A 22,405-nucleotide genomic window follows, 5' to 3' on the forward strand; every position below is an offset into this window, starting at 1 on the left:
GAGCGGGACCGGACCGGTCAGCCGGCGAACCAGCGGACCGGCTTCGGCGCGAGGTTCTGGTAGACGTGCTTGCTCTCGCGGTACTCGGCGAGTCCGGCGGGGCCGAGTTCGCGGCCGACCCCGCTCTTGCCGAAGCCGCCCCACTCCGCCTGCGGGAGGTAGGGGTGGAAGTCGTTGATCCAGACGGTGCCGTGCCGCAGCCGGCCGGCGACCCGGCGGGCGCGGCCCGCGTCGGCGGTCCAGACGGCGCCGGCGAGGCCGTACTCGGTGTCGTTGGCGAGGGCGATCGCCTCGTCCTCCGTGCGGAAGGTCTCGACGGTGAGGACCGGGCCGAAGACCTCCTCGCGCACGACGCGCATCTCGCGGTGGCAGTGGTCGAGGACGGTCGGCTCGTAGAAGTAGCCGTTCACCGGGCGCTCCGGGGACGGTTCGGGCCGCCTGCCGCCGGAGCGCAGCACCGCGCCCTCCTTGAGCGCCGAGTCGACGTACGCCTCGACCTTGGCGCGCTGCTGCTCGGAGACGAGCGGTCCGCACTCGACGCCGTCGGCGGTGCCGCGGCCGAGCCGGATCCGGCCTGCCCTGCGGGAGAGTTCGGCGACGAAGCGGTCCCTGACGGACTCCTCGATGATGAGCCGGCCGCCGGCCGAGCAGACCTGGCCGCTGTGGATGAAGGCGGCGTTGAGGGCCTGATCGACGGCGGTGTCGAAGGCGTCGTCGCCGGCGCAGGCGTCGGCGAAGACGACGTTGGGGTTCTTGCCGCCGAGTTCGAGGGCGACCTTCTTGACGGAGGGCGCCGCGGCCTGGGCCACCTTCGTGCCGCTGACCAGGCCACCGGTGAAGGAGACGAGGTCGACGTCGGGGTGCTCGGCGAGCCGCGCGCCGACGGTGTGGCCGGGCCCGGTCACGATGTTGGCGACCCCGGCGGGCAGCCCCGCCTCGACGAGCAGCTCGATCAGGGCGATGGTGGTCAGCGGGGTGATCTCGCTGGGCTTGACGACGAAGGTGTTCCCGGCGGCGAGGGCCGGCGCGATCTTCCAACTCGCCTGGAGGAGGGGGTAGTTCCAGGGGGTGATCAGCGCACAGACACCGACCGGCTCATGGACGACGACGCTGTGGAGGTCGGGCGAGCCCGCGTCGACGACCCGGCCCGGGGCCTCGGCGGCGACGAGGTCGGCGAAGTAGCGGAAGGCGTCGGCGACGCAGTCGATGTCGACCCGGCCCTCTTCGACGGTCTTGCCGGCGTCGCGGCTCTCCAGCAGGCCGAGCTGCTCGCGGTCGCGCGTCAGCAGGTCGGCGACGCGGCGCAGCAGGGCGGCGCGCTCGGCGACGGGCGTGCGTGGCCACTCCCCCTGGCCGCCGTCGAAGGCACGGTGGGCTGCCGCCACCGCCAGATCGGTGTCCTTCTCGTCGCCCTCGGCGACCACGGCGAACGGCGTGGCATCCGCGGGGTCGAGGATCTCGCGTGTCGCGCCGGAGACGGCCGCCCGCCACTCTCCTCCGATGTGGAGGGTGCCGCGCGCCTGGAGTTCCGTACTGTCCGCCATGATCGGTGTTGCCTTCCGTTCCTGTTCAGAGCCCCTGTGTCACACACGTGTCACTCACGGGACCGAGTGCGCCTGCCCCCGGCCTCCGAATGCATGCGCGATCCGCGGTCGAAAGTGCGCTGCGTCACGGAAGATGCGAACAAAAGCGACAAAAGTCAGCGGATTCCTCCCCCGCTCGGCGCAGCGTGTCGTGGCGGGAGGCCGGCAGCGGCGGAGCTATCGTCGCGGTCCGACCGTCGACATCACGGCGAGGCCGGCACGATGTCGGATCGGAGCCGGACGGAGTGCCATGACATCAGCGGGGTCCGGGCAGCACCAGCCGCACGCGCGCGCGGTCGTCGTCGCGCGGCACGGAAAGCTCTGGCTCGTGCCGACCGTCCTGTCCGCGCTGGTGGCACTGTTCCTGTCGCTGCTCTACATGGGCGGCATCGTCAATCCGAACGACAGCCTGCGTGATCTGCCGATCGCCCTGGTCGACGCGGACGAGGGCCCGCCGCTGCCGGGACAGCGGCAGCCCGTGGGGGCACAGCTGAGCCGGGAGGTCATCGCGGCGACTCCGTCGAAGGCGGTGCAGTGGCGCAGACTGAACCGGGCCCAGATGCAGGAGCAGTTGGCGGCGGGCAAGATCTACGGCGCCCTCGTCGTCCCGGCCGACTTCACCAAGTCGGTGGCGGCTCTGACGACCTCCCGTGCCACGGCACGGCCGGCCCTCACCATTCTCACCAACCCCGGCCTGGGAAGCCTCGGTTCGTCCCTGGCCAACCAGATCTCCCAGCGCGCCGCTCACCAGAGCTCCCTGAAGATCGGCCGTCAGCTGACGGACCGGGCCGAGGCCGGCGGTTCCGACGCGACGCTCCGCGCTCTCCTGGCCGACCCGGTCACCGTCACCACCCGGGTGGGCCACCCGATCGGCCGCCACAGCGGCCTGGGCCTGACCGCCTTCTACTACACGCTGCTCCTGGTGCTCACCGCGTTCGTGGGCGGCAACATCATCAACAACGGCGTCGACGCGGGCCTGGGCTACACCGACAACGAGATCGGACCCTGGCACTCGCGACGGCCGACGGTCCCGATCAGCCGCACGCAGACCCTGTTGCTGAAAATGATCATGTCTGGCGGCATTGCCGTGCTCACCACCAGCCTGACGATGGTCGCCACGGTCGCGATCCTGGGCATGGACGCGTCGCATCTGCCGCTGCTGTGGATCTTCTCGTTCTGCGCCAGCGTGGCCGCGGGCCTGGGTGTGCAGGCCATCAACGCGGCCTTCGGCGGAATCGGCCAGGTGGTGTCCATGTTCGTGTTCATCGCCCTGGCCCTCCCGTCCTCGGGAGCGACGGTTCCCCTCCAGGCGGTCCCCGACTTCTACCGCTTCCTCGCCCTGTTCGAACCGTTCCGCCAGGTGACCGACGGCGTGCGCGCCATCCTCTACTTCGACGCCCGCGCCGACGCCGGCCTGGCCCGCGGCTGGACCATGATCGCCATCGGCCTCGCCGTCGCTCTGCTCTTCGGCTTCGCCATGACCCGCTACTACGACCGCAAGGGGCTGCACCGCCTGGTCCTCCAGGAAGCCTGAGTGGCGTGCGTGCCGCAGCCGCTGCCTTCGCCCAAGTGGCTACATGGTGTGCAGGGGCTCCTTGAAGGACTTGCGGAACACCGACCCGGCGAAGGGAATGATCGGAGACATCATCTTCGCCTTGAACGAGGTGGGATGCCGTTCGAGGTCGACGTCGATACGCGTGCCGTCATCCGTGGGAGTCATCTGGAACTCCCATCCACCCGAGCCGAAGGGCTTCGAGTCGCGGGTCGTGACGGTGACGTGATTCGTCGACGGGTCCCATTCGTAGCGAGCACGCTCCCACGATTTTTCATTTCCCTCGGTGACCTCGGCCCAGGTGTCGCCCCGCTCGTGGACCTGGAAGTGCTCGGCGTCGATGGAGGGCCACTCCTCGACGCGGGTGGGGCTGAAATTGGTCAGCACCCCCATCACCTCGGATGGGCTCATCGAGGAGTTCACGTGAAAATGGAGGGATGGCATGACCTGCTCCTTCGTTCGAGAAGACCACTGAAGGACCCACTTCTCAGGATGCACCTCCGCCCAGTGCCGCGCACCGGCAGGTTCCCTGGCCGGAGAGCCTGAACAGCTACGAAGTGACGTGGTCACGGTTGGCCGGTCAGGCCCGACTGGTGACGGTGGACCTGCCCGGGTTCGGACACTCCGCTGGCGACGCCGCATGTCGTGGGCCCGGACATCGGCACCGCTGCGGCGCTACCTCGCCCCCTTCCGCACCATGCCGCCCAGGACGGCAGTGGCGGCCGCGACCGGCAACATCCACGGCTACGAGCTCCCGGACGTCGTACGCGAGGACCACCTGGCCTCGTACACGGGGCAGCGGTTCGGCGACCGGTCGAGGCACCGGTGCAGGTCGTCATCGGCCGCGACGACAACGTGGTCCCGGTGGAGAACGCGGAATACCTCGACGAGCGCCTGCCCGACAGCAGGCTCGACATCATCGATGCCGGCCATTTCGTCTGGGAAGAAGCGGCGGACGCTTACGCCGAGGTCATCACCCGCTGGTGGCAGGCGCACCGACCATCGGCCGAGGGATGGACGCAGACGGCACCTTTGACTAAAGTCAAAGAAATATGGAGCCAGTGACGACGGACCATGTGACGGCCTTCCGCCGCTTCAACCGTTACTTCACGCGCCGCATCGGCGTACTGGACGACCACTACCTCGGCCAGGACCGCCCCCTCGGCGAGGCCCGGCTGCTGTTCGAGATCGGGGACGGCACGTCCCTGCGGGAGCTCAGGAGCCGGCTCGGTCTGGACGCCGGGTATCTGAGCCGGATGGCCAAGGCGCTGGAAGCCCAGGGCATGGTCAGCCTGAGCGCGCACCCGCAGGACAACCGGTCGCGCATGATCGAGCTGACCCCGGCGGGGCGGGTGGAGGTGACGGAGCAGGACCGGCGCGCGGGCGTGGCCGCGGCCGGGCTGCTGGCCGGCCTGAGCGCACCGCAGCGCGCCGAACTGACCGGGGCGATGGCCACCGCTCAACGGCTGCTGCGCCTCGCGGGCATCACCGTCGCCCTCGTCGACGGCGCCGCACCGGACGCCCGGTCCTGTCTGGACGCCTACGCGGCCGACCTCGACGAGCGGTTCCCCGAGGGGTTCGACAAGGACGACCTCGTACGGCCCGAGGAGGTGTCCGGCGACGCCGGCGCGTTCTTCGTCGCCTACGAGGAACGCCGCCCCGTGGGCTGTGGAGCGCTACGGCGCCTCGAACCCGGCGTCGGCGAGATCCGCCATGTCTGGGTGCACCCCGACGCCCGCCGCATGGGCCTCGCCCGCCGTCTCCTCGCCGCCCTCGAACAGGAGGCCTCCGCACGGCACCTGACCGCCGTACGCCTGGACACGCACGCCGCGCTCACCGAGGCGCAGGCGATGTACCGGGCCTGCGGATACACGGACATCCCGGCGTATGACGACAACGTCTATGCCAGCCACTGGTTCGAGAAGCGGCTGCCCTCCCCCTGACCGCCCGCTGCCCCGCTCGCCGACCGACCCTGAAGGCTTCAGCTCGGCGTGAACGCCGCCCTGACCGTCTCCAGCGTCTCCTGCGTCCCGGGCCAGTCCTCCGTCGTGCCGCGCACGACCATGGCGTACAGGCGCCCGTCGTCGGTCTGGAAGACCCGGTCGACGGCCTTGACCCGCTCGCCGAGGTCCTTGCTGTCGTACTCGTAGACGAGTTCGCTCGCATACGTCTCGCCCGGGACGGCTCCCCGGCTGACCTGGGTGAAGCCGGGCTGCCCGGAGAGGCTGTCCACGGCGATGTCGAGGGCGTCGTCGGGGGTGTAGCCCAGTTCGACGACCTCGAAGATCTGCAGCAGGCCGAGCTCGTCGGGCGAGGTGTAGAAGACGACGGCTCCGCCCTTCTGCTCGCTGCGGGTCCAGTCCTCGGGGACGACGGTGGAGAAGCCCGCCGGATCCTCGACCGCCCGGAACCCGTCGGGTACCTCGGGCGACTCGGAGGCCGCGGTGAACGGGTCCTCGGAGGTGGGAACCGGGTCGGACGAGGCATCCGAGGGCGGTTCGGCCTGGCCGTCCCGGGACGTGGTGGCCGTACTCGACGCGGCGCCGCCCGCCTTGTCGTCGTCCCCTGCCTGGTCGACCGCGAGCCAGGTCGCGAGCGCGGTGACCGCGACCGCCGCGCCGACCGCGCCGGCGATGGCCCTGTTCCGGCGGCCACGCGGGGCCTCGGGCGGTGCGGCGGGCGGCTGCGGCCAGTCGGGGCCCGGGGCGGGCGGTAACGGCCCGCCCACCTGTTCCCCGGCGGGCCATTCCCCCGGCGCCCCGGCCGTCGGCGGCCTCTCGGGCGGCGGAGGCGGGGCGGAAGGACCGCCTGCGCCCACCGGCTCCCACGACTGTGTGTCCTTGTTCCACCGGACCTCGCCGGCGCCCCCGCCGCGCATAGCTCAGCCCCCGATGAGGCCGGCCACGGCCGTGCCGAGGGCGGTCGCGGACGTGATCGCGCCGAGGACTCCGCTCGCCGCCTCCAGGGCGGTGCGGAGCCGGTCCAGGACGCCGGGCTGGGCGCGGCCGGTGGTGGTCACCTGTCGTTCGGCCTCGTCCAGGCTCGCGGAGAGCTCCTCCGTCTCGGAGGTGGCGGGGTACCTCTTCAGGTCCTCGCTGAGATCGCGGACGGCCTTCAGCAAGGCCTGATGCGACTCGTCGGCCGGCGCCGACATCGAGGTGTACGCGGCACTGGCACCGGCACCGACGGCGATGCCGTTGCCGGTGACGGATCCCCCGACGTACGTACCGGAGCCGGGTCCGTCGGCCGCTGGCGGCTGGTTCATGTGGTCCCTCCGTTGTCTGCTGCTGTTCGACACGCTGATGCGACGCACTACGCGCTATTGCGACGCGCTATTTCGACGCGCCACCGGCACCGGCCGACGAGGCCGGGGGCGGCTTGCCGGCCGGCGAGTTGGCCTTGCTGTCCTTGCCGATCGCGATCCCGTTGCCCTGCACGTTGCCGCCGACGAAGGTCCCGCTGTTGTTGAACACGTTGGTGACCTTCTGCTCGAACTCGGCGACCTCGTACCCGGCGTTCCACAGCGCCTCGCCCACCCCGCTCGCGATCCGGTCCTGGATGGACTTGAGATAGCGGGCGACGTCCATCTCCTGGAAGAGGGTCGCCCGGTCGTCCGCGCCCAGTTCCCGCACGGAGGCACCGGGCCCGTCCGGCAGCGTGTCCGCGTGGACGTCGGTGAGCTGCCGCCACGTCTGGGCGACGGCACGGGCGAGGACCCGCAAGGCGTCGCCGGTCGCGGCCGGGATGCGCAGCAACGCAAAGAGGTAGCGGCCGAAACCGCCGCGGTGCAGATGCTCGTGCGCCTTCCTGTCAGCGGTGGCGAACAGCGCGTTGACCGGCGGCAGTACGTGCGGGGCGACCTCGAGCATCAGCATGCCGCCCTGGGTGTGGACTCGGACGAAGACAGTGACGACGATCTCCTCGTCCCACCCGCCGACGCGCACCCGAAGGAAGTGCCGCCGCTGCTCGCCGCCTTCCTCCACCGCGTCCGTGCGGTGCATCAGATACGTGTCCTTGGTGTACGGGAAGGCCATCCGCCCCGGCAGCCCTTCCGCGGGCAGGAACACGCACTCGTCCACGACGAGTTCGCGCAGCCGGTCCAGCACGGCGTCGGCGGCCTGCGGGGAGGTGCGCGCCGAGGGCTCCCGCAACTGCTCCACCAGCGGCTTGATCTTCTCCAGCACCGTGGCGTTGTCGAGCGGCTCCGCGGGCGCGGCGTCGGTCTTCCTGAGCGCGTCGAGGGGGGAGTCCCCGTCGCCGGCCGTGCGGGGGCGCAGTTCGATCGACAGGGACCACGGTTCGAAGGGCAGTCCCGCGCCGCGGAACGGCTCGGCCTTCGCGTAGAGGATGAGCGGCGCGTGCTGCTCCTGGCGGATACGCCGGCTCAGTTCGCCGAACCTAGGTGCGGATGCCGACTCGGCCGGGTCGTCGGCGGCGTTCGGGAAACGCTGCTTGGACAGCTCGCCCGCGATCGTGCGCGCGAACTGGCCCCGCTGTCCCACGCTGAGCAGGGCCAGCAGCAGCGGCAGCGCTAGCAGGCACGCGGCGGTGAAGCGGTTGGGTTCCGCGAGGGCCGCGTTCAACGGGTCGAAGGGGGTGCCGAAATCGGCGCCGTCCGACGAGTCGAGGAAGCTGTCACCCGAACCACCGTAGGAGTCGGACGCGTACTCGTCCGGACCGGCGATGAGCAGCCGGAACAGGGTGACGTAGACGAAGAGCAGGGTGAGACGCCCGTACCAGCGCAGTACGAAGGCGAGGAGCCGCCGGAACATGGCGAACTGCGGGAACTTCCCGTCGATGTCACGGCTGCCGCCCAGCCGGCGGCCCAGCGCGATCAACAGGATCGGCCAGATCACCACGGTGATGTGGAACTTGGTGAGCGCCGCCACGACCACCCACAGGGCGATCATCCCTGCCGACCACGCCACTTCCTGGCGGCGGGAACGCAGGGCGTGGGCGAGGACGCGGGCCGCGTCGTAGCCGTAGGAGGGCGCGGCGAACCGCTCGCGGTGCACGTACAGTTCGTCGATCACCGCGTCCCGGTAGCCGACGTGCAGATACGTCCCCGCACAGAGCAGCCGGCACGCCTCACTCCGCGCCGGGTCGACCGGACGGCGTGGCCCGGATCTCGGCTCTTGCCCCCGCTGGGGCGGGAGCTGCGGCTGAGTCATGGATCGTCCCCCGATTCAGGAACCAGTCATGGCAGGTTGCCCTGTCATGGCGCAGCCAACTCCCCCATCCCGCACAGGAGTTGGCCGCGTCTGGATCGACCAGCATAGGACACAGGTGTGACACGGGTCACCCGAAGCCGCGGTCTCCCTCCTTCCGCTCACGTTTCCTGCGCAGCGCCTGCACGGGCGTTCGACGACGATGCTGCTGCTTCATCTGCTTCTTCTGCTGCTGCGAAGAACAAGGAGCGGACGCACCGATCCCCGGGCAGCCGTGCCGCCCGGGGATCGGTGTGAGTGTCGGCTCGCGCCTGTCAGATGAGGCCGAGGGAGCGGACCGCCTCGCGCTCCTCCTCGAGCTCCTTGACGGAGGCGTCGATGCGGGCGCGCGAGAACTCGTTGATGTCCAGGCCCTGGACGATCTCGTACTTGCCGTCCTTGGTGGTGACCGGGAAGGAGGAGATCAGGCCCTCCGGGACGCCGTACGAGCCGTCGGACGGGATGCCCATGGAGACCCAGTCACCGTCGGCGGTGCCGTTGACCCAGGTGTGGACGTGGTCGATGGCGGCGTTGGCGGCGGAGGCCGCGGAGGAGGCGCCACGGGCCTCGATGATCGCCGCACCGCGCTTGGCGACGGTCGGGATGAAGTCGTCGGCCAGCCACTTCTCGTCGTTGACGACCTCGGCGGCGTTCTTGCCGGCGACCGTGGCGTGGAAGATGTCCGGGTACTGGGTCGCGGAGTGGTTGCCCCAGATCGTCAGGCGCTTGATGTCGGCGACCGTCGAGCCCGTCTTCTTCGCGAGCTGGGTCAGCGCGCGGTTGTGGTCGAGGCGGGTCATCGCGGTGAACCGCTCGGCCGGTACGTCCGGGGCGGCGGCCTGCGCGATGAGCGCGTTGGTGTTGGCCGGGTTGCCGACGACCAGGACCTTGATGTCGTCCGCGGCGTGGCCGTTGATGGCCTGGCCCTGGGGCTTGAAGATGCCGCCGTTGGCCTCCAGGAGGTCACCGCGCTCCATGCCCTTGGTGCGCGGGCGGGCGCCCACGAGCAGCGCGACGTTGGCGCCGTCGAAGGCGACGTTCGGGTCGTCCGAGATGTCGATGCCCTGGAGGAGCGGGAACGCGCAGTCGTCGAGCTCCATGGCGGTGCCCTCGGCGGCCTTGAGCGCGGGGGTGATCTCAAGGAGGCGCAGCCTGACCGGCACGTCCGCGCCGAGCAGCTGGCCGGAGGCGATGCGGAAGAGCAGGGCGTAACCGATCTGGCCGGCCGCGCCGGTGACGGTGACGTTCACGGGAGTGCGGGTCATGGCGTTCTCCGTATGACAGCTGGCGGTGAGGGCATCCCTGCCCCGGGGTGCGGGACGTAGAGATGATCGATCTCTTGGCGTCGAGAGATCCACCGGTCAGGCTATCGCGCCTCCGGGATCCCGCACGGCCGGGTCCGTGTGGCCCGGCCCACAGAAAGCCACCACTGGGGCAAAAAGCGGCGGCCGCCCAGTCCGGGAGAGGGTGGACCGTGCGGCCGCCGGGTGGGGGTACCGGTTGCCGGACTCCCGTGGGGGTACGGTGCGCGTGCCCACTTTGCCGACGGCCATTCCTGTCCGACTCGAAATTGTTTCGGGTCGGTCCTTCCGCCCCGGTCGCCCCGATCCCCCGGCCCCGTCCGAACGCCCGACGCCGGCCAGGCTGCGATTGCCTGACCGGCGTCGAGATGCCGCTCCGTTGCCCTTTCAGGTGCCCCGCTACTGCGTGCAGCCCTCCTGCCCGGCGGCCAGCGTCGCGCAGGCCGTGGCCTCGCCCGCGTCCTTCACGGACACCATCGGGGTGTACGCGATCGTGTCGCCGACGACGGTGATCGTGCCGTTCTGCTTCGTCTTGCCGACCGTCACCACCACCTCGTCCCCCTGGGCGGCCTGCGTGATACGGCCCCACGCGGCGCCGCACGCCTCGCTGTAGCGCACCTCGACCACGGCCGCGCCGACGGTCGCCGTCTTGGCGGTCGTCACGAGGTCGCCGCTGCACCCCATGCTCTCCGCATCCTTGCCGGTGCAGGAGTCACCGCTGCACTTCACGCCGGGAGGCAGGTCGGGGTCGGTCGTCGCGGACGGCGAGGGCGAGTTGGTGGCCTCGTCGCCCTTCTGGCCACGGCCGGCGTCGGTGAGGAAGAACACCGCGGCGATCACGACCAGCACACCGACGACCCCCGCGAGGAACATCGTCAGCCGGCGCTTGCCACCACCGCCCCCGGCGGACCCGCCTCCGGGGCGGGGCCCCTGCGGGGGCTCGCCGTACGGCTGGGACGCGCCCTGCGCCCACATCGACGCGGCGCCGGACGCCTCGGAGGCGCCGGATGCCCCGGACGTCGCAGACGCCCCGGACACTCCCGACGGCACCGCCCCCGACGTACGGCTGCTCACGGGCGCCGGACCTCGATACCCCTGCAGTCCCCACGAGTTGCCCCCGGACGCGGACCCGTCCTCGCGGACGTCACCTCCGCCGGAGTCCCGGACCGGCGAGTCCCGTACCGAGGAATCGCGTACCTGGGAATCCCGGACCGCGTCCCGGACGGAGGAATCCCGCACCGGCGTATCGCGCACCACAGAATCCCGGACCGCGGAATCCCGGACCGCCGAGTCCCGGACCTCCGGTGCCGTCGGCTGCGCAGGCACCGGCGGTACCGTCGGCGCCACGCCCGCCGGACCCGCGATGCCGGGCGTCGCCGTCGCGCTGCCGCTCTTGCGCGCCGTCCGGCCCGCCTTCGCGCCCCCCTTGGCGTTCGCCGGGGGTGCCCCGAACTCGCTGAGCGCCGCGCGGGCCTGGGAGATCCGGATGGCCTCCATGGTCATGTCGTGGCGCATCTCCGAACGGCTCCAGGCCCGTTCGGCGAGTTCCCACATCGTCGTCACGTGGACCGGATTCGTACCCGTGACCTCGGCAAGCGCCACGATCGCGCCCTTGGGCGCGAGCAGCCGCCCGTTCAGATACCGCTCCCAGGACGTCTTGCTGTATCCCGTGCGGTCGGCCAACGCCGCGATGCTCAGACCGCTGCGGTCCACAAGCCGGCGCAGCTGGCTCGCGAACTCCCTGACCTGCGGATCGAGTTCATCCGGCAAAGCCCTCCAACGAGGCATTGCTTCCCCCTCTTCCCCCCGGTTCGTGCTGGTGTTTCTCGCGTTCCCCCGCGCGTGGTGCCCTCTGCCGAGTCCCCGATGTGGCTACCCACAGGGATGCGCCCAGTAAGGATCTCAGTTCCCGGGGTGGGGGCGCACGGGAGCATTGGGACCGTGGGCATGCACCGTTGCACGCCCATCGAATGGCGTCCAGTGTTCCACCGGCGCCCCTCCCCGGCCGACGCAACCCTGGTAGTAAGCCCTTGCCAACACGTGGGACGACCCCGGGCGTCCCGGTCGACCACGCTAGCCCGCCTGTTGAGCGACTTCCTCGTAATTGCCGAACTTGTCAACACATCGACACACAGAAAGCACATAAACGATCACGTACGTCACATGCGCTGTATTCGGGCAAGTCCGACGCCACAGCCTCACCGGGCTCACCCCAGCGCAAGGGCCCCGATCAGCGCCGTCAGCACCAGAACCACGGCGAGCACGACGGCGGCCACCAGCAGCCGACTCGACGACGGCTCCGGTTCCTTGGGCGGCGCGTCCCACCACGGCAGGGTGGGGTCGTCCTCGTACTCCTCGCGCTCCTCGTACTCCCTGGGCATCCCGTCCGCCTCACGCGGCCTGTGCACCCCGTCCGCCCCGTGCTCCGCCTTCGTCGGCATCACCGCGGGCTTCGGCCATGCCTGCACGGCCAGTTCCCACCGCACCCCGAAGCGCTCCGCCTCGTCCCTGCCGGTCCCCGCCACCCGGCACAGCGCGATGACCGCCTGCCGGGGCGGGGGCTGGGTGGCGTTGAGGTAGCGCTGCCAGGAGGACTTGCTGTACGCGGTGCGCGCGCCCAGCGCGACCAGGCTCAGGCCCGTGCGGTCCTTGAGCTGCCGCAACTGCTCCACGAAGTGCCGCACCTCCGGCGGCAGATCGTCGGGCAGCGGCTGCCACGCACCCATCGCTCACCTCCGAACCAGATCCGATCGGGTGACGACACCGGGCGGCGCATTGGTTCCCGATGTGCCGCGACGTAGCGGAACGGTCACTTCCGTGCCACAGCGCACTGACAGGCGTTGAACGGCCCCTTCGCCGTGCCCGAGGGTTGACGCAGACGGCGGCCCGTCCTTCCTCGGGGGAGAGGACGGGCCGCCGTCGCGCCGTGTGGCCTGCGGGGCCGGGAGGCCTCAGCTGTCCACCGTGAAATGCAGGGCGTCCTTCAGGAACGGGATCCTCAGCCACGGCTCCGGCTGCGCCATCAACGCCAGGAGCACGATCACGAGGCCCAGCACGCCGTACGTCACTATGTCCGTGAAGCGGGAGCGCACGGCGAGCATGCCGACGCTCGGCAGGAGCCACCGCAGCACCGCGCCGGCCAGCAGGGCGCTGCCGATCACCAGGGTGCCGACCCGGAACACGTCGAGCGCGGTGATCAACAGACCCACCGCGACCAGGCCCAGCACCAGCAGGACCGGCCACTGCCGGGCGGGCGCCGGGGCGTCACCGGCAGCGGCGCGGCCGCCGCCCTCGGGGCGTGCCGTGTCCCTGGTGAACAGCGGGAAGCGGCGGGTGGTACGCCGGGGCGTGCCCTCCGCGTCCGGTGCGCTCACCGGATCCCGGACCTCGAGCTCCTCGACGTCCTCGGTGTCCTGCGTCTTGCCGACGCCGCCCTCAGCCGACACTGCGCTCCGCCGCCTCGACCACGTTGACCAGCAGCTGCGCCCGCGTCATCGGGCCCACGCCACCGGGGTTGGGGGAGATCCAGCCGGCCACCTCGGCGACGCCGGGGTGGACGTCGCCCACGATCTTGCCCTCGGCGCTGCGCGAGACCCCGACGTCGAGGACGGCGGCGCCGGGCTTCACGTCCTCGGGGCGGATCAGGTGCGCGGAGCCCGCGGCGGCGATGATGACGTCCGCGCGCTTCAGGTGTGCGGACAGGTCCCGCGTGCCGGTGTGGCACTGGGTCACCGTCGCGTTCTCACTGCGCCGGGTCAGCAGCAGCGGCATCGGGCGGCCGATGGTCACGCCGCGGCCGACGACCACGACCTCGGCGCCCTTGATCTCGACGCCGTAGCGGCGAAGGAGGGTGAGGACGCCGTTGGGGGTGCAGGGCAGCGGAGCGGGCTCGTTGAGGACCAGCCGGCCCAGGTTCATCGGGTGGAGGCCGTCGGCGTCCTTGTCCGGGTCCATGAGCTCCAGGATCCGGTTCTCGTCGATGCCCTTGGGCAGCGGCAGCTGGACGATGTAGCCGGTGCAGGCCGGGTCCTCGTTCAGCTCGCGGACGACCGCCTCGATCTCCTCCTGCGTGGCCGTGGCGGGCAGCTCGCGCTGGATGGAGGCGATGCCGACCTGGGCGCAGTCGCGGTGCTTGCCGGCGACGTACTTCTGGCTGCCGGGGTCCTCCCCGACCAGGATCGTGCCGAGGCCGGGCGTGATGCCCTTCTCCTTCAGCGCCGCCACGCGGGCGGTCAGATCGGACTTGATCGCGGCTGCGGTGGCCTTGCCATCGAGAATCTGGGCGGTCATGACACCCATCCTCCCGGATGACGCCCTCCCGGTTCCAATCGGACGCCTGACCCGTGACGCACATCGCCCTTGCAAGATCCCGAAGATTGCATCTGCACAACAGGTTCCGCCTCAGACTGGACAAAATCGCACGTTAGCTAGAACGATGAACGGCGCAGTTTCGCGGAACATGTTCGGGGGGCAAAACCGCTCAAATCGTGAAGTTCCTCCGCGCAATGCCGCATCGTCCCCGCATTCGCAACGGAGGAATCCGGCCATGAGTTTCGGCTCGCCCAACCCGCCTTACGGTCAGCCGCAGGACCCCAATCAGGGCTACGGGTACCCGCAGCAAGGTCAGCAGCCCGGTTACCCCCAGCCGGGACAGCCTCCCTACCCGCAGGGCGGGGCCGGTTACGGCTACCCGCAGTCGCCGCAGGGCGTGCCCCCGCAGGGCGGCTACGGCTATCCGCAGCAGCCGGGTTACCCCGGCGGCGGTCCGGGCTTCCCTCCCCGCGTGGCGTCCATGGGCCGCCGCTTCGGTGCCCGGCTGATCGACGGTGTCGCGTTCACCGTCATCTACATCATCCTCGCCGCCGTCGGTGTCGCGGGCTCCTTCAACGCGGCCAATGACTGCGACCCCTCCGCCGTCGACTACAGCACCTGTGTGAACGACGCCAGCAGCGACATCGTGGCCTCCGTCGGCGCCGTGTTCGGTGTCTTCGCGGTGATCGGTCTGCTGTACGAGTGGCTGATGGTCGGCCTGGTGGGTGCCACCCTCGGCAAGATGGCCGTCGGCCTGCGGGTCGTGAAGGCCGACACCGGCCAGAAGCCCGGCCTGGGCTCCTCGTTCATCCGCTGGATCATCCCGATCGTCGGCAGCCTGGCCTGCGGCATCGGCCAGCTCCTCGTCTACCTGTCCCCGTTCTGGGACAAGTCGGGCCGCCAGCAGGGCTGGCACGACAAGGCCGCGAGCACGATGGTCGTACAGAACTGACCTCACCGAGGGTCCCGTTGGGGCGGGACTCAGTTCACGCCAAACACAGCCGATGGCCGTGTCTCACTCGTACGAGGGGGGCGCGGCCTCGCTGCGTCGCCCTACTCTGACGTGGGTAGCCGTCAGGCACGGGGAGACGCACCTTGTACAGCATCATCGTGGTACCTCCGCCGACCACGGAGGACGAGACCGGCCGCACCCAGCTCCGGCTGGCGCCCGGCGAGCGGCTCGGCTTCGGCCGTTCCGCCTCCGACAACGACCTCACGATCGCGCACGACGGCGTGTCCCGCAGAGCCGGTGAGATCACCGCGCAGGGCGCCTTCTGGATACTGAGCAACCTCAGCCGGGAACAGACGTACGTCGTGGAGAACCCGGAGGGCGCGGGCGAGCACATCAAGGTGGGGCCGGGGCGGCTCGACGCGCCGATCCCCTTCGAGTTCTCGCGGATCGTGCTGCCGGCGGCCGGTGATCTGCTGCCGATCGAGGTGTGGGCGCCGCGCCACGACTACCTCAGTTCCGAGGGCGGCCTGGACGGCGCGACCACCGCACCCGCCTTCTCGGTCGACCGCACCAAGCGCTACTTCGCGGTCCTGGCCGCCCTGTGCGAGCCCCGGCTGCGTGGCGAACCGCACGCCCCGCTGCCCACCGTCGACCAGGTCGTGGACCGGCTGCGCCCCAACTGGCCCGCCGCGTCCCGTACGTCGGTCCAGTGGAACATCGACTACCTCGCGGTGAAGCTGCGGCTCAAGCCCGGCCCGGAGACAGCCGACACGGGGCCGCGGCTCAACGGAAAGAAGGAGTCGCTGGTCTCGCTGGCGCTCCGGTTCGACCTGGTGCGCGAGGACGATCTCGTCGTCCTGCGCGCGTCCTCACCGCCGGCTGCGTCGCTCTCGGCTTCGTCGGCGTCGGCGTCGGCGTCCGGCCGGGTGGCCCGGTGACCGAGCCGTACGCCGTGCCGGTGCCGAAGGGGTACCGGGTGGGCGCGTGGGAGGTGCGGGAGCCGATCGCCACGGGGGCTTTCGGGAGCGTCTACGAGGGCAGGCGCGTCGGAGACGACGAGGACCTGCCGAAGACGGTCGCCCTGAAGTTCCTGCCCACCGGCACCGGCACTCCCCGCCAGCTCACCCACCTGCGCGAACTCATCGAGCGCGAGGTCGAGTTGCACCGCCGGCTGAAGCAGCCGCGGCTGATCCGGATGTACGACACCCTCACCGTCGACGACCCGGCCCGTCCCGCCCTCGACGGTGCCACGGTCCTCGTACTGGAGAAGGCGGAGGGCTCCCTGTCCGCGCTGCTCGCGGCTCAGCCGCGCCCCGCCGCCGGTCCCGTCCTGCTCGCGCAGATCTGCGAGGGGCTGGCGCAACTGCATCACGCGGGCTGGGTGCACGGGGACCTGAAGCCGGCCAACGTGCTGCTGATGAGGGACGGTTCGGCCCGGCTCGCCGACTTCAACATGGCGGCGGAGCTGGAGGGCACGCACGCGTACACACCCGCCTTCTCCACACCCGACTACACGCCGCCGGAGCTGCTCTGGTCGGAGATCGGCGAGCGCGGCCGGCGCATCCGCCCGTCGGCCGATGTCTGGGCGTTCGGCGTCCTCGCCCACCTGGTCCTCACCGGCGCCTTCCCGCTGCCCGGCGCCACCCCGTCGACCCGCCGCGACGCTGCCGCCGCCTACGCGCGCGGCACCGACGAACTGCGTCTGTCGTCCGAACTCCCGGACGCCTGGCGGGAGATCGTGCGGGACTGCCTGACCCGTACGCACGGCGACCGGATCGGCACCCAGGCGCTGCAGCGGCGGGTCGGCGCCGCCGCGGGCACGGGCCGCTCGCCGCGGCTGCCGCGGGCGCTCCTCCCCCGCCGCCGCTCCCGCCGTACGACGATGCTGACCGCCGCGACCGCCGTGGTGGCGGTGGCGGCCCTCGGCTACGGCGTCAGCAACTGGGCGGACACCGGCGCCGACGGGGGCGGGAGCGGGGCCGGCGGGCCGGGGCGCGAGACCACGAGGGGCACGGCCGCCGCCTACGGCGCCTCCGAACTCCGTACCGACAAGGGCGTCCCGGTGGCCTACCGGCGCCTCATCGTCGACTCCGCCCACGACTGCGTCCGGCCCGAGGTCACCCCCGCGCTGATCGCCGCCCTGCTGAAGGCGGAGAGCAACTTCGACCCGGACCTGTCCGACCCGTCCGTGGGCAAGGAGGGCGAGTACGGCATCGCCCGCTGGACGCCGAGTCTGCTGCGCTGGTGGATCCGCGCGGACGGCGTGCCCGCGACGGCGACCCCCAAGCCTCCCCTCACACCGGCCCAGTCCATCCCCGCCGTGGGCCGCTACCTCTGCTACATGGAGCCGCTCCTGGACCGGACCGGCCTGTCCGGCGACCGCCAGGTGCTGCTGGCCGCCGCCTACCGCACCTCGACCAAGGTGGTGAACAACGCGGGCGGAGTTCCCCCGAAGTACCGCGACTACGCCGCCCGCGTCGCCCACTACCTCAAGGAGTACACGCCGCCCGCGAAGAGGTGACCCTGAGAGTTCTCAGGTACCGCTCGGGGCCGCTCGGCGTCACGGTGTTGCCGTCCACCAACGGGGGTGGCAATTCCGGAGGGACACCGACCATGAAGCGCATGCTCGCCTCGCTGGGCGCCGTTGCCGTACTCGCCACGGGCGCCGTGGCCCTGACGCCGGCGGGGGCTTCGGCGGCACCGAACGGCTGCTGGGGCAGCGGGCCGAACAACTCCCGCTACTGCCACAACTACCAGGCCGGCGACGTGATGTTCAACGGCAACGTCGCGGGCCGCCTGAACGCGGGCGACAACTGGTTCGTCTGCCAGAGGAAGTTCCCGGGCCAGGAGAACCCGCCGGTCGGCGACGCCCGCAACGACTGGTGGCTGTGGACCCAGGCCGACACCAACGTCAGCAACGGCGGCTGGGGCTGGTTCCCCGCCAACAAGGTGTCCGGCGGCGTGAACTACGGGGCGATCCCGGGGCTGCGCACCTGCTGAGCGCCTGCTGACCGCTCGACCCGCGGCCTCCGGCTCCCTCGGGGGAGGGCCGGAGGCCGCGACGCGTGCCCGCGCTTCACAGGCAGCACGACGGCGTGTACGGCCCCAAGACCCGCGACAGGCTGAAGTGGCGCAGCACCACCGGCCACTGCGGCACCCTCCCGTAGCCGCGACCACCCTTCCCCTCGCTGTCTCACGCGGTAGCCTCACACCAACTGACGTGACACGAGTGGCCGTTGGTGCAGAGCGGCACGGGGGATCCATGACCGACCAGCGGCAGCCCACGCCATCACCCACCCCGGCGGCCCTCGACGCCGCCCTGACGCAGGCCGGCGCCACCCCCCTCAAGCCGACCGCCCCCGCCCGCATCGGCCCCTACGCACCCCTCGGCCTGCTCGGCAGCGGCGGCATGGGCCACGTCTACCTGGCCCGCCCCGCCGACGACACCCCCGGCCTGGCCGCCGTCAAGGTGATCCGCCCCGAGTACGCCGAAGACCCCCGCTTCCGGCGGCGTTTCGAGCGGGAGGCCGCCGTGCACGGGCGGGTCCACACCCCGCGCACGCCGCAGCTGCTCGGCACCGGGTTCGACGACTCGCTGCTGTGGACGGCGACGCAGTACCTGCCGGGCCTGGACCTCGCCGAGGCGGTCCGCGAGTGCGGCCGGCTGGGGCGCGCCGGGGTGTGGCGGCTGGTCGGGGACATGGGGCAGGCCCTGTCGGCGCTGGCCGCCGCCGACGTCGTACACCGGGATCTCAAGCCGTCCAACGTGATCCTGTCCCTGCAGGGCGCCCACGTCATCGACTTCGGCATCGCGCAGGCCGCCGACAGCAGCGCGATCACCTCGACCGGAAGCCGGGTCGGCACGCCCGCTTTCATGGCGCCCGAGTATCTGCGCGAGGGCCGCTGCGACACCGCCTCCGACGTCTTCTCGCTCGCGGGAAGCCTGATCTACGCCGCCACCGGGCACGCCCCGTTCGGGGACGGAACGGGCGTCGACGTGATGCACCGGGTCGCGTTCGAGGAGCCCAAGCAGGACATCATGGCCGAACTCTCCGCCGTGGACCCCGCGTTGGCCGACCTACTGGCCGCCTGCCTCGCCAAGGATCCCGCCGGACGCCCCACCCCGCGACAGCTCACCGACGCCGCCACGGCAGCCGGTCACGGCGGCGCAGCCGTCTGGCACGAGCCGCTGAGCGCCCGGCTGCTGGCCCGACGGCAGGCCTGCGAGGTACTGGAAGCTGTCGCCGTCCAGGAGACCACCCCGGCACCCCTGAGTTCGCGGACCTCGCGGACGTCCCAGGAGACGGTCCAGTTGCGGCTGCCGGGGAAGCGTACGGCCGTCCCCGCCTCCGAGGACGACGGCAAGCGGCGCAGGCGGAGGGCATACCTCGCCGTCGCCGCGGGTCTCGCCGTGTGCTCGGTCGCCGCGGGCGCCTTCTTCGTCACCGGCCCGTCCGTCGACGAAACGGCCCCGGCGGCGGCTTCGGCCACGGCGGCCGGCAGCACCGCCGACGACGACGCTCAGGACTCTTCCCTCCCCGGCTCCTCCTCGTCGCCTTCCCGTGACAAGGAGAAGGAGGAAAGGGAAAGGGAAAGGGAGGCGGAGGGGACGGGGAAGGACACCGACGCCAAGGCGTCTGCCGTCGCAGCCGAGTCCGCCGGCCCGAGCGCCTCCGACAGCGCCGCGGGCGGCACGCAGGCCACGCCCACCAGCGGCAATGGCGGGAGCGGCGCCCCGACCGCCGCCCCCACCAAGACAGCCACGACACCCGCCACCCCGCCCTGGATCTCCGACTGCACCCACTACTCCGGCACCGAGATCACCGACCGGGGCGACAAGGGCCGGCGCGTCGTCCAGGTGCAGTGCATGCTGAGCAAGCGCGGCTACAGCGTCGGCGGCTCGGGCGTGGACGGAGAGTTCGGCGCGGACACGGAGTCCGCGGTCAGGCTGTTCCAGAGCGACAAGGGGCTGGAAGTCGACGGCGAGGTGGGGCCCAACACCTGGGCGGCGCTGCGCAGTTCGACGTAACGGCGATCGACGCGGGTGAGGGGCGGGCCGCTGGTACGGCCCGCCCCTCACCCATGCCGGCTCAGTGGAAGAAGTGCCGCGTCCCCGTGAAGTACATCGTGACGCCGGCCTTCTGCGCGGCCTCGACGACCAGCTCGTCACGGACGGAACCGCCGGGCTGAACCACGGCCTTCACGCCGGCCTCGGTCAGGATCTCCAGGCCGTCGGGGAACGGGAAGAACGCGTCGGACGCGGCGTACGCCCCCTGTGCGCGCTCGGCGCCGGCCCGCTCTACGGCCAGCTTCGCGGAGTCGACGCGGTTGACCTGCCCCATACCCACGCCCACGGACGCGCCGTCCTTGGCGAGCAGGATGGCGTTGGACTTCACGGCCCGGCAGGCCTTCCAGGCGAAGGCGAGGTCCGAAAGCTCCTCGGCGCCGAGCGCCTCACCGGTCGCGAGGGTCCAGTTGGCGGGGTCGTCGCCGTCGGCCTGGAGGCGGTCGGTGACCTGGAGGAGGACGCCGCCGTCGATGGCCTTGACCTCGACGTCGTTCGTCGGACCGTCGGGGGCGCGCAGCACCCGGATGTTCTTCTTCTTGGCGAGGGCCTCCAGGGCCCCCTCCTCGTAGTCCGGCGCGACGATGACCTCGGTGAAGATCTCCGCGACCTGCTCCGCCATCTCCTTGCTGACCGGGCGGTTGACGGCGATCACGCCGCCGAACGCCGACAGCGGGTCACACGCGTGTGCCTTGCGGTGCGCCTCGGCGACGTCCACGCCGACCGCGATGCCGCACGGGTTGGCGTGCTTGATGATCGCGACGCAGGGCTCGGCGTGGTCGTACGCGGCACGGCGGGCGGCGTCCGTGTCCGTGTAGTTGTTGTACGACATCTCCTTGCCGTGGAGCTGCTCGGCCTGCGCGAGACCGCTCCCGCTGCCGTCGACGTACAGGGCCGCCGGCTGGTGCGGGTTCTCGCCGTAGCGCAGGGTGTTCTCGCGCTCCCAGGTGGCGCCGAGGAAGTCGGGGAACCGGGAGTCGTCAACGGGGGCGTAGGAGGAGGCGAACCACGAAGCCACCGCCACGTCGTACGCCGCCGTGTGCTGGAAGGCCTCGGCCGCGAGCCGCTTGCGGGTGGTGAGGTCGAAGCCGCCGTCGCGGACGGCCGCGAGGACGTCGGCGTAACGGGCGGGGCTGGTGACGACCGCGACGGACGGGTGGTTCTTGGCGGCGGCGCGCACCATCGACGGGCCGCCGATGTCGATCTGCTCGACGCACTCGTCGGGCGTGGCCCCGGAGGCGACGGTCTCGCGGAACGGGTAGAGGTTGACGACGACGAGGTCGAACGGCGCCACGCCCAGCTCGTCGAGCTGCTGCCGGTGGCTCTCCAGCCGCAGGTCGGCGAGGATGCCGGCGTGCACGCGCGGGTGCAGCGTCTTGACGCGGCCGTCCAGGCACTCGGGGAAGCCGGTGAGCTCCTCGACCTTGGTGACGGGGACTCCGGCCGCGGCGATCTTCGCCGCCGTGGAGCCGGTGGAGACGAGTTCGACGCCCGCCTCGTGCAGGCCGCGCGCGAGGTCTTCCAGACCGGTCTTGTCGTAGACGCTGACGAGCGCCCGTCGAATGGCCCGCTTGTTGCTCTCGGCGGTCACTGGATAACTACCTTTCGTCCCTCAATGCGATAGCCGTTGCGGGCGAGGCGCCCCACGACCTCGACGAGCAGCCTTCGCTCGACTTCCTTGATGCGCTCGTGCAGAGCGCTCTCGTCGTCCTCGTCCCGGATCTCGACCACGCCCTGAGCGATGATCGGCCCGGTGTCGACGCCGTCGTCGACGAAGTGGACGGTGCAGCCGGTGACCCGAGCGCCGTACGCGAGGGCGTCGCGAACGCCGTGGGCGCCGGGAAAACTGGGCAGGAGCGCGGGGTGGGTGTTGACGAACCGCCCGCCGAAGCGCGCGAGGAACTCCTTCCCCACGATCTTCATGAACCCGGCGGAGACGACGAGATCGGGCTCGTGGGCGGACACGGCCTCGGCGAGCGCCGCGTCCCACTCCTCCCGGCTGCCGTGATCCTTGACCCTCCGCACGAAGGTCGGCAGCCCCGCGCGCTCGGCCCGGGCGAGCCCCTCGATGTTGTCGCGGTCGGCGCCCACGGCCACGATCCGCGCGCCGTACGCCTCGGAACCGACGGCGGCGATCTCGTCGAGCAGCGCCTGCAGATTGGTGCCGGATCCGGAGACCAGCACGACGAGGCGCTTGGCCACGGGCTTGGCGGCCACGGTGGGGCCCTTTCTCGGGGGTGCGTTCTTCATGCGGCCGACGGCATGTACGTTCGCGTCCGTACGTCTCGCATCTGTACGTTCATACGAATGCATCGCGCCCCGGGATACGGGGAAGTCTACGAAGCAGCCGACCGTCAGCAACGATACCGGCACACCGGAAGGCCCCCACGGGACGGGGGCGTGGCCGGAAGGTAGCGTCTGGGGCGAGCGGGCT

At 71.3% G+C, this 22,405-nt stretch carries 20 protein-coding genes; 8 read left to right on the top strand and 12 right to left on the bottom strand.

Annotation, left to right across the window (positions count from 1 at the left end):
• Nucleotides 1–17: 17 nt before the first annotated feature.
• Nucleotides 18–1,544 (bottom strand): aldehyde dehydrogenase family protein, encoded by a 1,527-nt coding sequence (locus tag OG331_RS20450; RefSeq protein ID WP_406198260.1) that lies wholly within the window; start codon nucleotides 1,542–1,544, stop codon nucleotides 18–20.
• A 289-nt stretch (nucleotides 1,545–1,833) separates the two neighbouring features.
• On the opposite strand from OG331_RS20450, the gene OG331_RS20455 reads away from it, so the two are divergent.
• Nucleotides 1,834–3,117, top strand: a complete 1,284-nt coding sequence (locus OG331_RS20455) for a DUF3533 domain-containing protein (protein WP_406198262.1) — start codon at nucleotides 1,834–1,836, stop codon at nucleotides 3,115–3,117.
• 39 nt (nucleotides 3,118–3,156) lie between these two features.
• Here OG331_RS20455 and OG331_RS20460 read toward each other — a convergent pair whose 3' ends face one another.
• Nucleotides 3,157–3,579 (bottom strand): hypothetical protein, encoded by a 423-nt coding sequence (locus OG331_RS20460; RefSeq protein ID WP_406198264.1) that lies wholly within the window; start codon nucleotides 3,577–3,579, stop codon nucleotides 3,157–3,159.
• A 381-nt stretch (nucleotides 3,580–3,960) separates the two neighbouring features.
• Here OG331_RS20460 and OG331_RS20465 point away from each other — a divergent pair, with 381 nt between their 5' ends.
• On the top strand, nucleotides 3,961–4,200 hold the full coding sequence (locus OG331_RS20465) for an alpha/beta fold hydrolase (protein WP_406198266.1): 240 nt from the start codon (nucleotides 3,961–3,963) through the stop codon (nucleotides 4,198–4,200).
• The gene (locus OG331_RS20470; RefSeq protein WP_406198269.1) at nucleotides 4,188–5,078 is read left to right on the top strand and encodes a GNAT family N-acetyltransferase; all 891 of its coding nucleotides are present in this window, start codon (nucleotides 4,188–4,190) and stop codon (nucleotides 5,076–5,078) included. The genes OG331_RS20465 and OG331_RS20470 overlap by 13 nt, the downstream gene beginning before the upstream one ends.
• Nucleotides 5,079–5,116: 38 nt before the next feature.
• Here OG331_RS20470 and OG331_RS20475 read toward each other — a convergent pair whose 3' ends face one another.
• From OG331_RS20475 to OG331_RS20510, 8 genes are all read right to left on the bottom strand, one after another.
• Complete coding sequence (locus OG331_RS20475; RefSeq protein WP_406198272.1) at nucleotides 5,117–5,863, bottom strand: hypothetical protein; 747 nt, start codon at nucleotides 5,861–5,863, stop codon at nucleotides 5,117–5,119.
• A 153-nt stretch (nucleotides 5,864–6,016) separates the two neighbouring features.
• Complete coding sequence (locus OG331_RS20480) at nucleotides 6,017–6,400, bottom strand: hypothetical protein (RefSeq protein WP_406198274.1); 384 nt, start codon at nucleotides 6,398–6,400, stop codon at nucleotides 6,017–6,019.
• Between the two features lie 67 nt (nucleotides 6,401–6,467).
• Nucleotides 6,468–8,306: a hypothetical protein gene (locus OG331_RS20485; RefSeq protein WP_406198277.1), complete on the bottom strand. Its 1,839-nt coding sequence runs from the start codon at nucleotides 8,304–8,306 to the stop codon at nucleotides 6,468–6,470.
• A gap of 311 nt (nucleotides 8,307–8,617) precedes the next feature.
• A complete protein-coding gene (locus OG331_RS20490; protein WP_406198279.1) occupies nucleotides 8,618–9,607 on the bottom strand; it encodes a malate dehydrogenase in 990 nt (329 codons plus the stop codon).
• A gap of 435 nt (nucleotides 9,608–10,042) precedes the next feature.
• Nucleotides 10,043–11,413, bottom strand: a complete 1,371-nt coding sequence (locus tag OG331_RS20495) for a DUF2690 domain-containing protein (RefSeq protein WP_406198281.1) — start codon at nucleotides 11,411–11,413, stop codon at nucleotides 10,043–10,045.
• Nucleotides 11,414–11,850: 437 nt separating this feature from the next.
• Nucleotides 11,851–12,369, bottom strand: a complete 519-nt coding sequence (locus OG331_RS20500; protein ID WP_406198283.1) for a helix-turn-helix domain-containing protein — start codon at nucleotides 12,367–12,369, stop codon at nucleotides 11,851–11,853.
• A gap of 225 nt (nucleotides 12,370–12,594) precedes the next feature.
• Entirely contained in the window at nucleotides 12,595–13,089 is a 495-nt protein-coding gene (locus tag OG331_RS20505; RefSeq protein ID WP_406198285.1) for a DUF3017 domain-containing protein, read from the bottom strand.
• Nucleotides 13,079–13,933: a bifunctional methylenetetrahydrofolate dehydrogenase/methenyltetrahydrofolate cyclohydrolase gene (locus OG331_RS20510; protein ID WP_384194535.1), complete on the bottom strand. Its 855-nt coding sequence runs from the start codon at nucleotides 13,931–13,933 to the stop codon at nucleotides 13,079–13,081. Before OG331_RS20510 ends, OG331_RS20505 begins: the two co-directional genes overlap by 11 nt.
• 256 nt (nucleotides 13,934–14,189) lie before the next feature.
• Here OG331_RS20510 and OG331_RS20515 point away from each other — a divergent pair, with 256 nt between their 5' ends.
• The 5 genes from OG331_RS20515 (at nucleotide 14,190) to OG331_RS20535 (ending at nucleotide 19,935) form a co-directional block, all read left to right on the top strand.
• Nucleotides 14,190–14,906, top strand: a complete 717-nt coding sequence (locus OG331_RS20515) for an RDD family protein (protein WP_362385003.1) — start codon at nucleotides 14,190–14,192, stop codon at nucleotides 14,904–14,906.
• A gap of 143 nt (nucleotides 14,907–15,049) precedes the next feature.
• Entirely contained in the window at nucleotides 15,050–15,844 is a 795-nt protein-coding gene (locus OG331_RS20520) for an FHA domain-containing protein (RefSeq protein ID WP_406198288.1), read from the top strand.
• A complete protein-coding gene (locus OG331_RS20525) occupies nucleotides 15,841–17,427 on the top strand; it encodes a serine/threonine protein kinase (protein WP_406198291.1) in 1,587 nt (528 codons plus the stop codon). Before OG331_RS20520 ends, OG331_RS20525 begins: the two co-directional genes overlap by 4 nt.
• A gap of 92 nt (nucleotides 17,428–17,519) precedes the next feature.
• Nucleotides 17,520–17,906, top strand: a complete 387-nt coding sequence (locus tag OG331_RS20530) for a hypothetical protein (protein ID WP_406198293.1) — start codon at nucleotides 17,520–17,522, stop codon at nucleotides 17,904–17,906.
• Between the two features lie 262 nt (nucleotides 17,907–18,168).
• Nucleotides 18,169–19,935 carry a protein kinase domain-containing protein gene (locus OG331_RS20535; RefSeq protein WP_406198295.1) on the top strand — a complete coding sequence of 589 codons (1,767 nt, stop codon included), beginning with the start codon at nucleotides 18,169–18,171 and terminating at the stop codon, nucleotides 19,933–19,935.
• A gap of 61 nt (nucleotides 19,936–19,996) precedes the next feature.
• Here the strand turns inward: OG331_RS20535 and purH are convergent, their stop codons facing one another.
• Both purH and purN read right to left on the bottom strand, forming a co-directional pair.
• Entirely contained in the window at nucleotides 19,997–21,562 is a 1,566-nt protein-coding gene (gene purH, locus OG331_RS20540; RefSeq protein WP_406198297.1) for a bifunctional phosphoribosylaminoimidazolecarboxamide formyltransferase/IMP cyclohydrolase, read from the bottom strand.
• Entirely contained in the window at nucleotides 21,559–22,344 is a 786-nt protein-coding gene (gene purN, locus OG331_RS20545; protein WP_406198299.1) for a phosphoribosylglycinamide formyltransferase, read from the bottom strand. Before purN ends, purH begins: the two co-directional genes overlap by 4 nt.
• Nucleotides 22,345–22,405: the final 61 nt, after the last annotated feature.

This window comes from Streptomyces sp. NBC_01017 (assembly GCF_045162795.1).
Taxonomy (GTDB): Bacteria; Actinomycetota; Actinomycetes; order Streptomycetales; family Streptomycetaceae; genus Streptomyces; species Streptomyces machairae.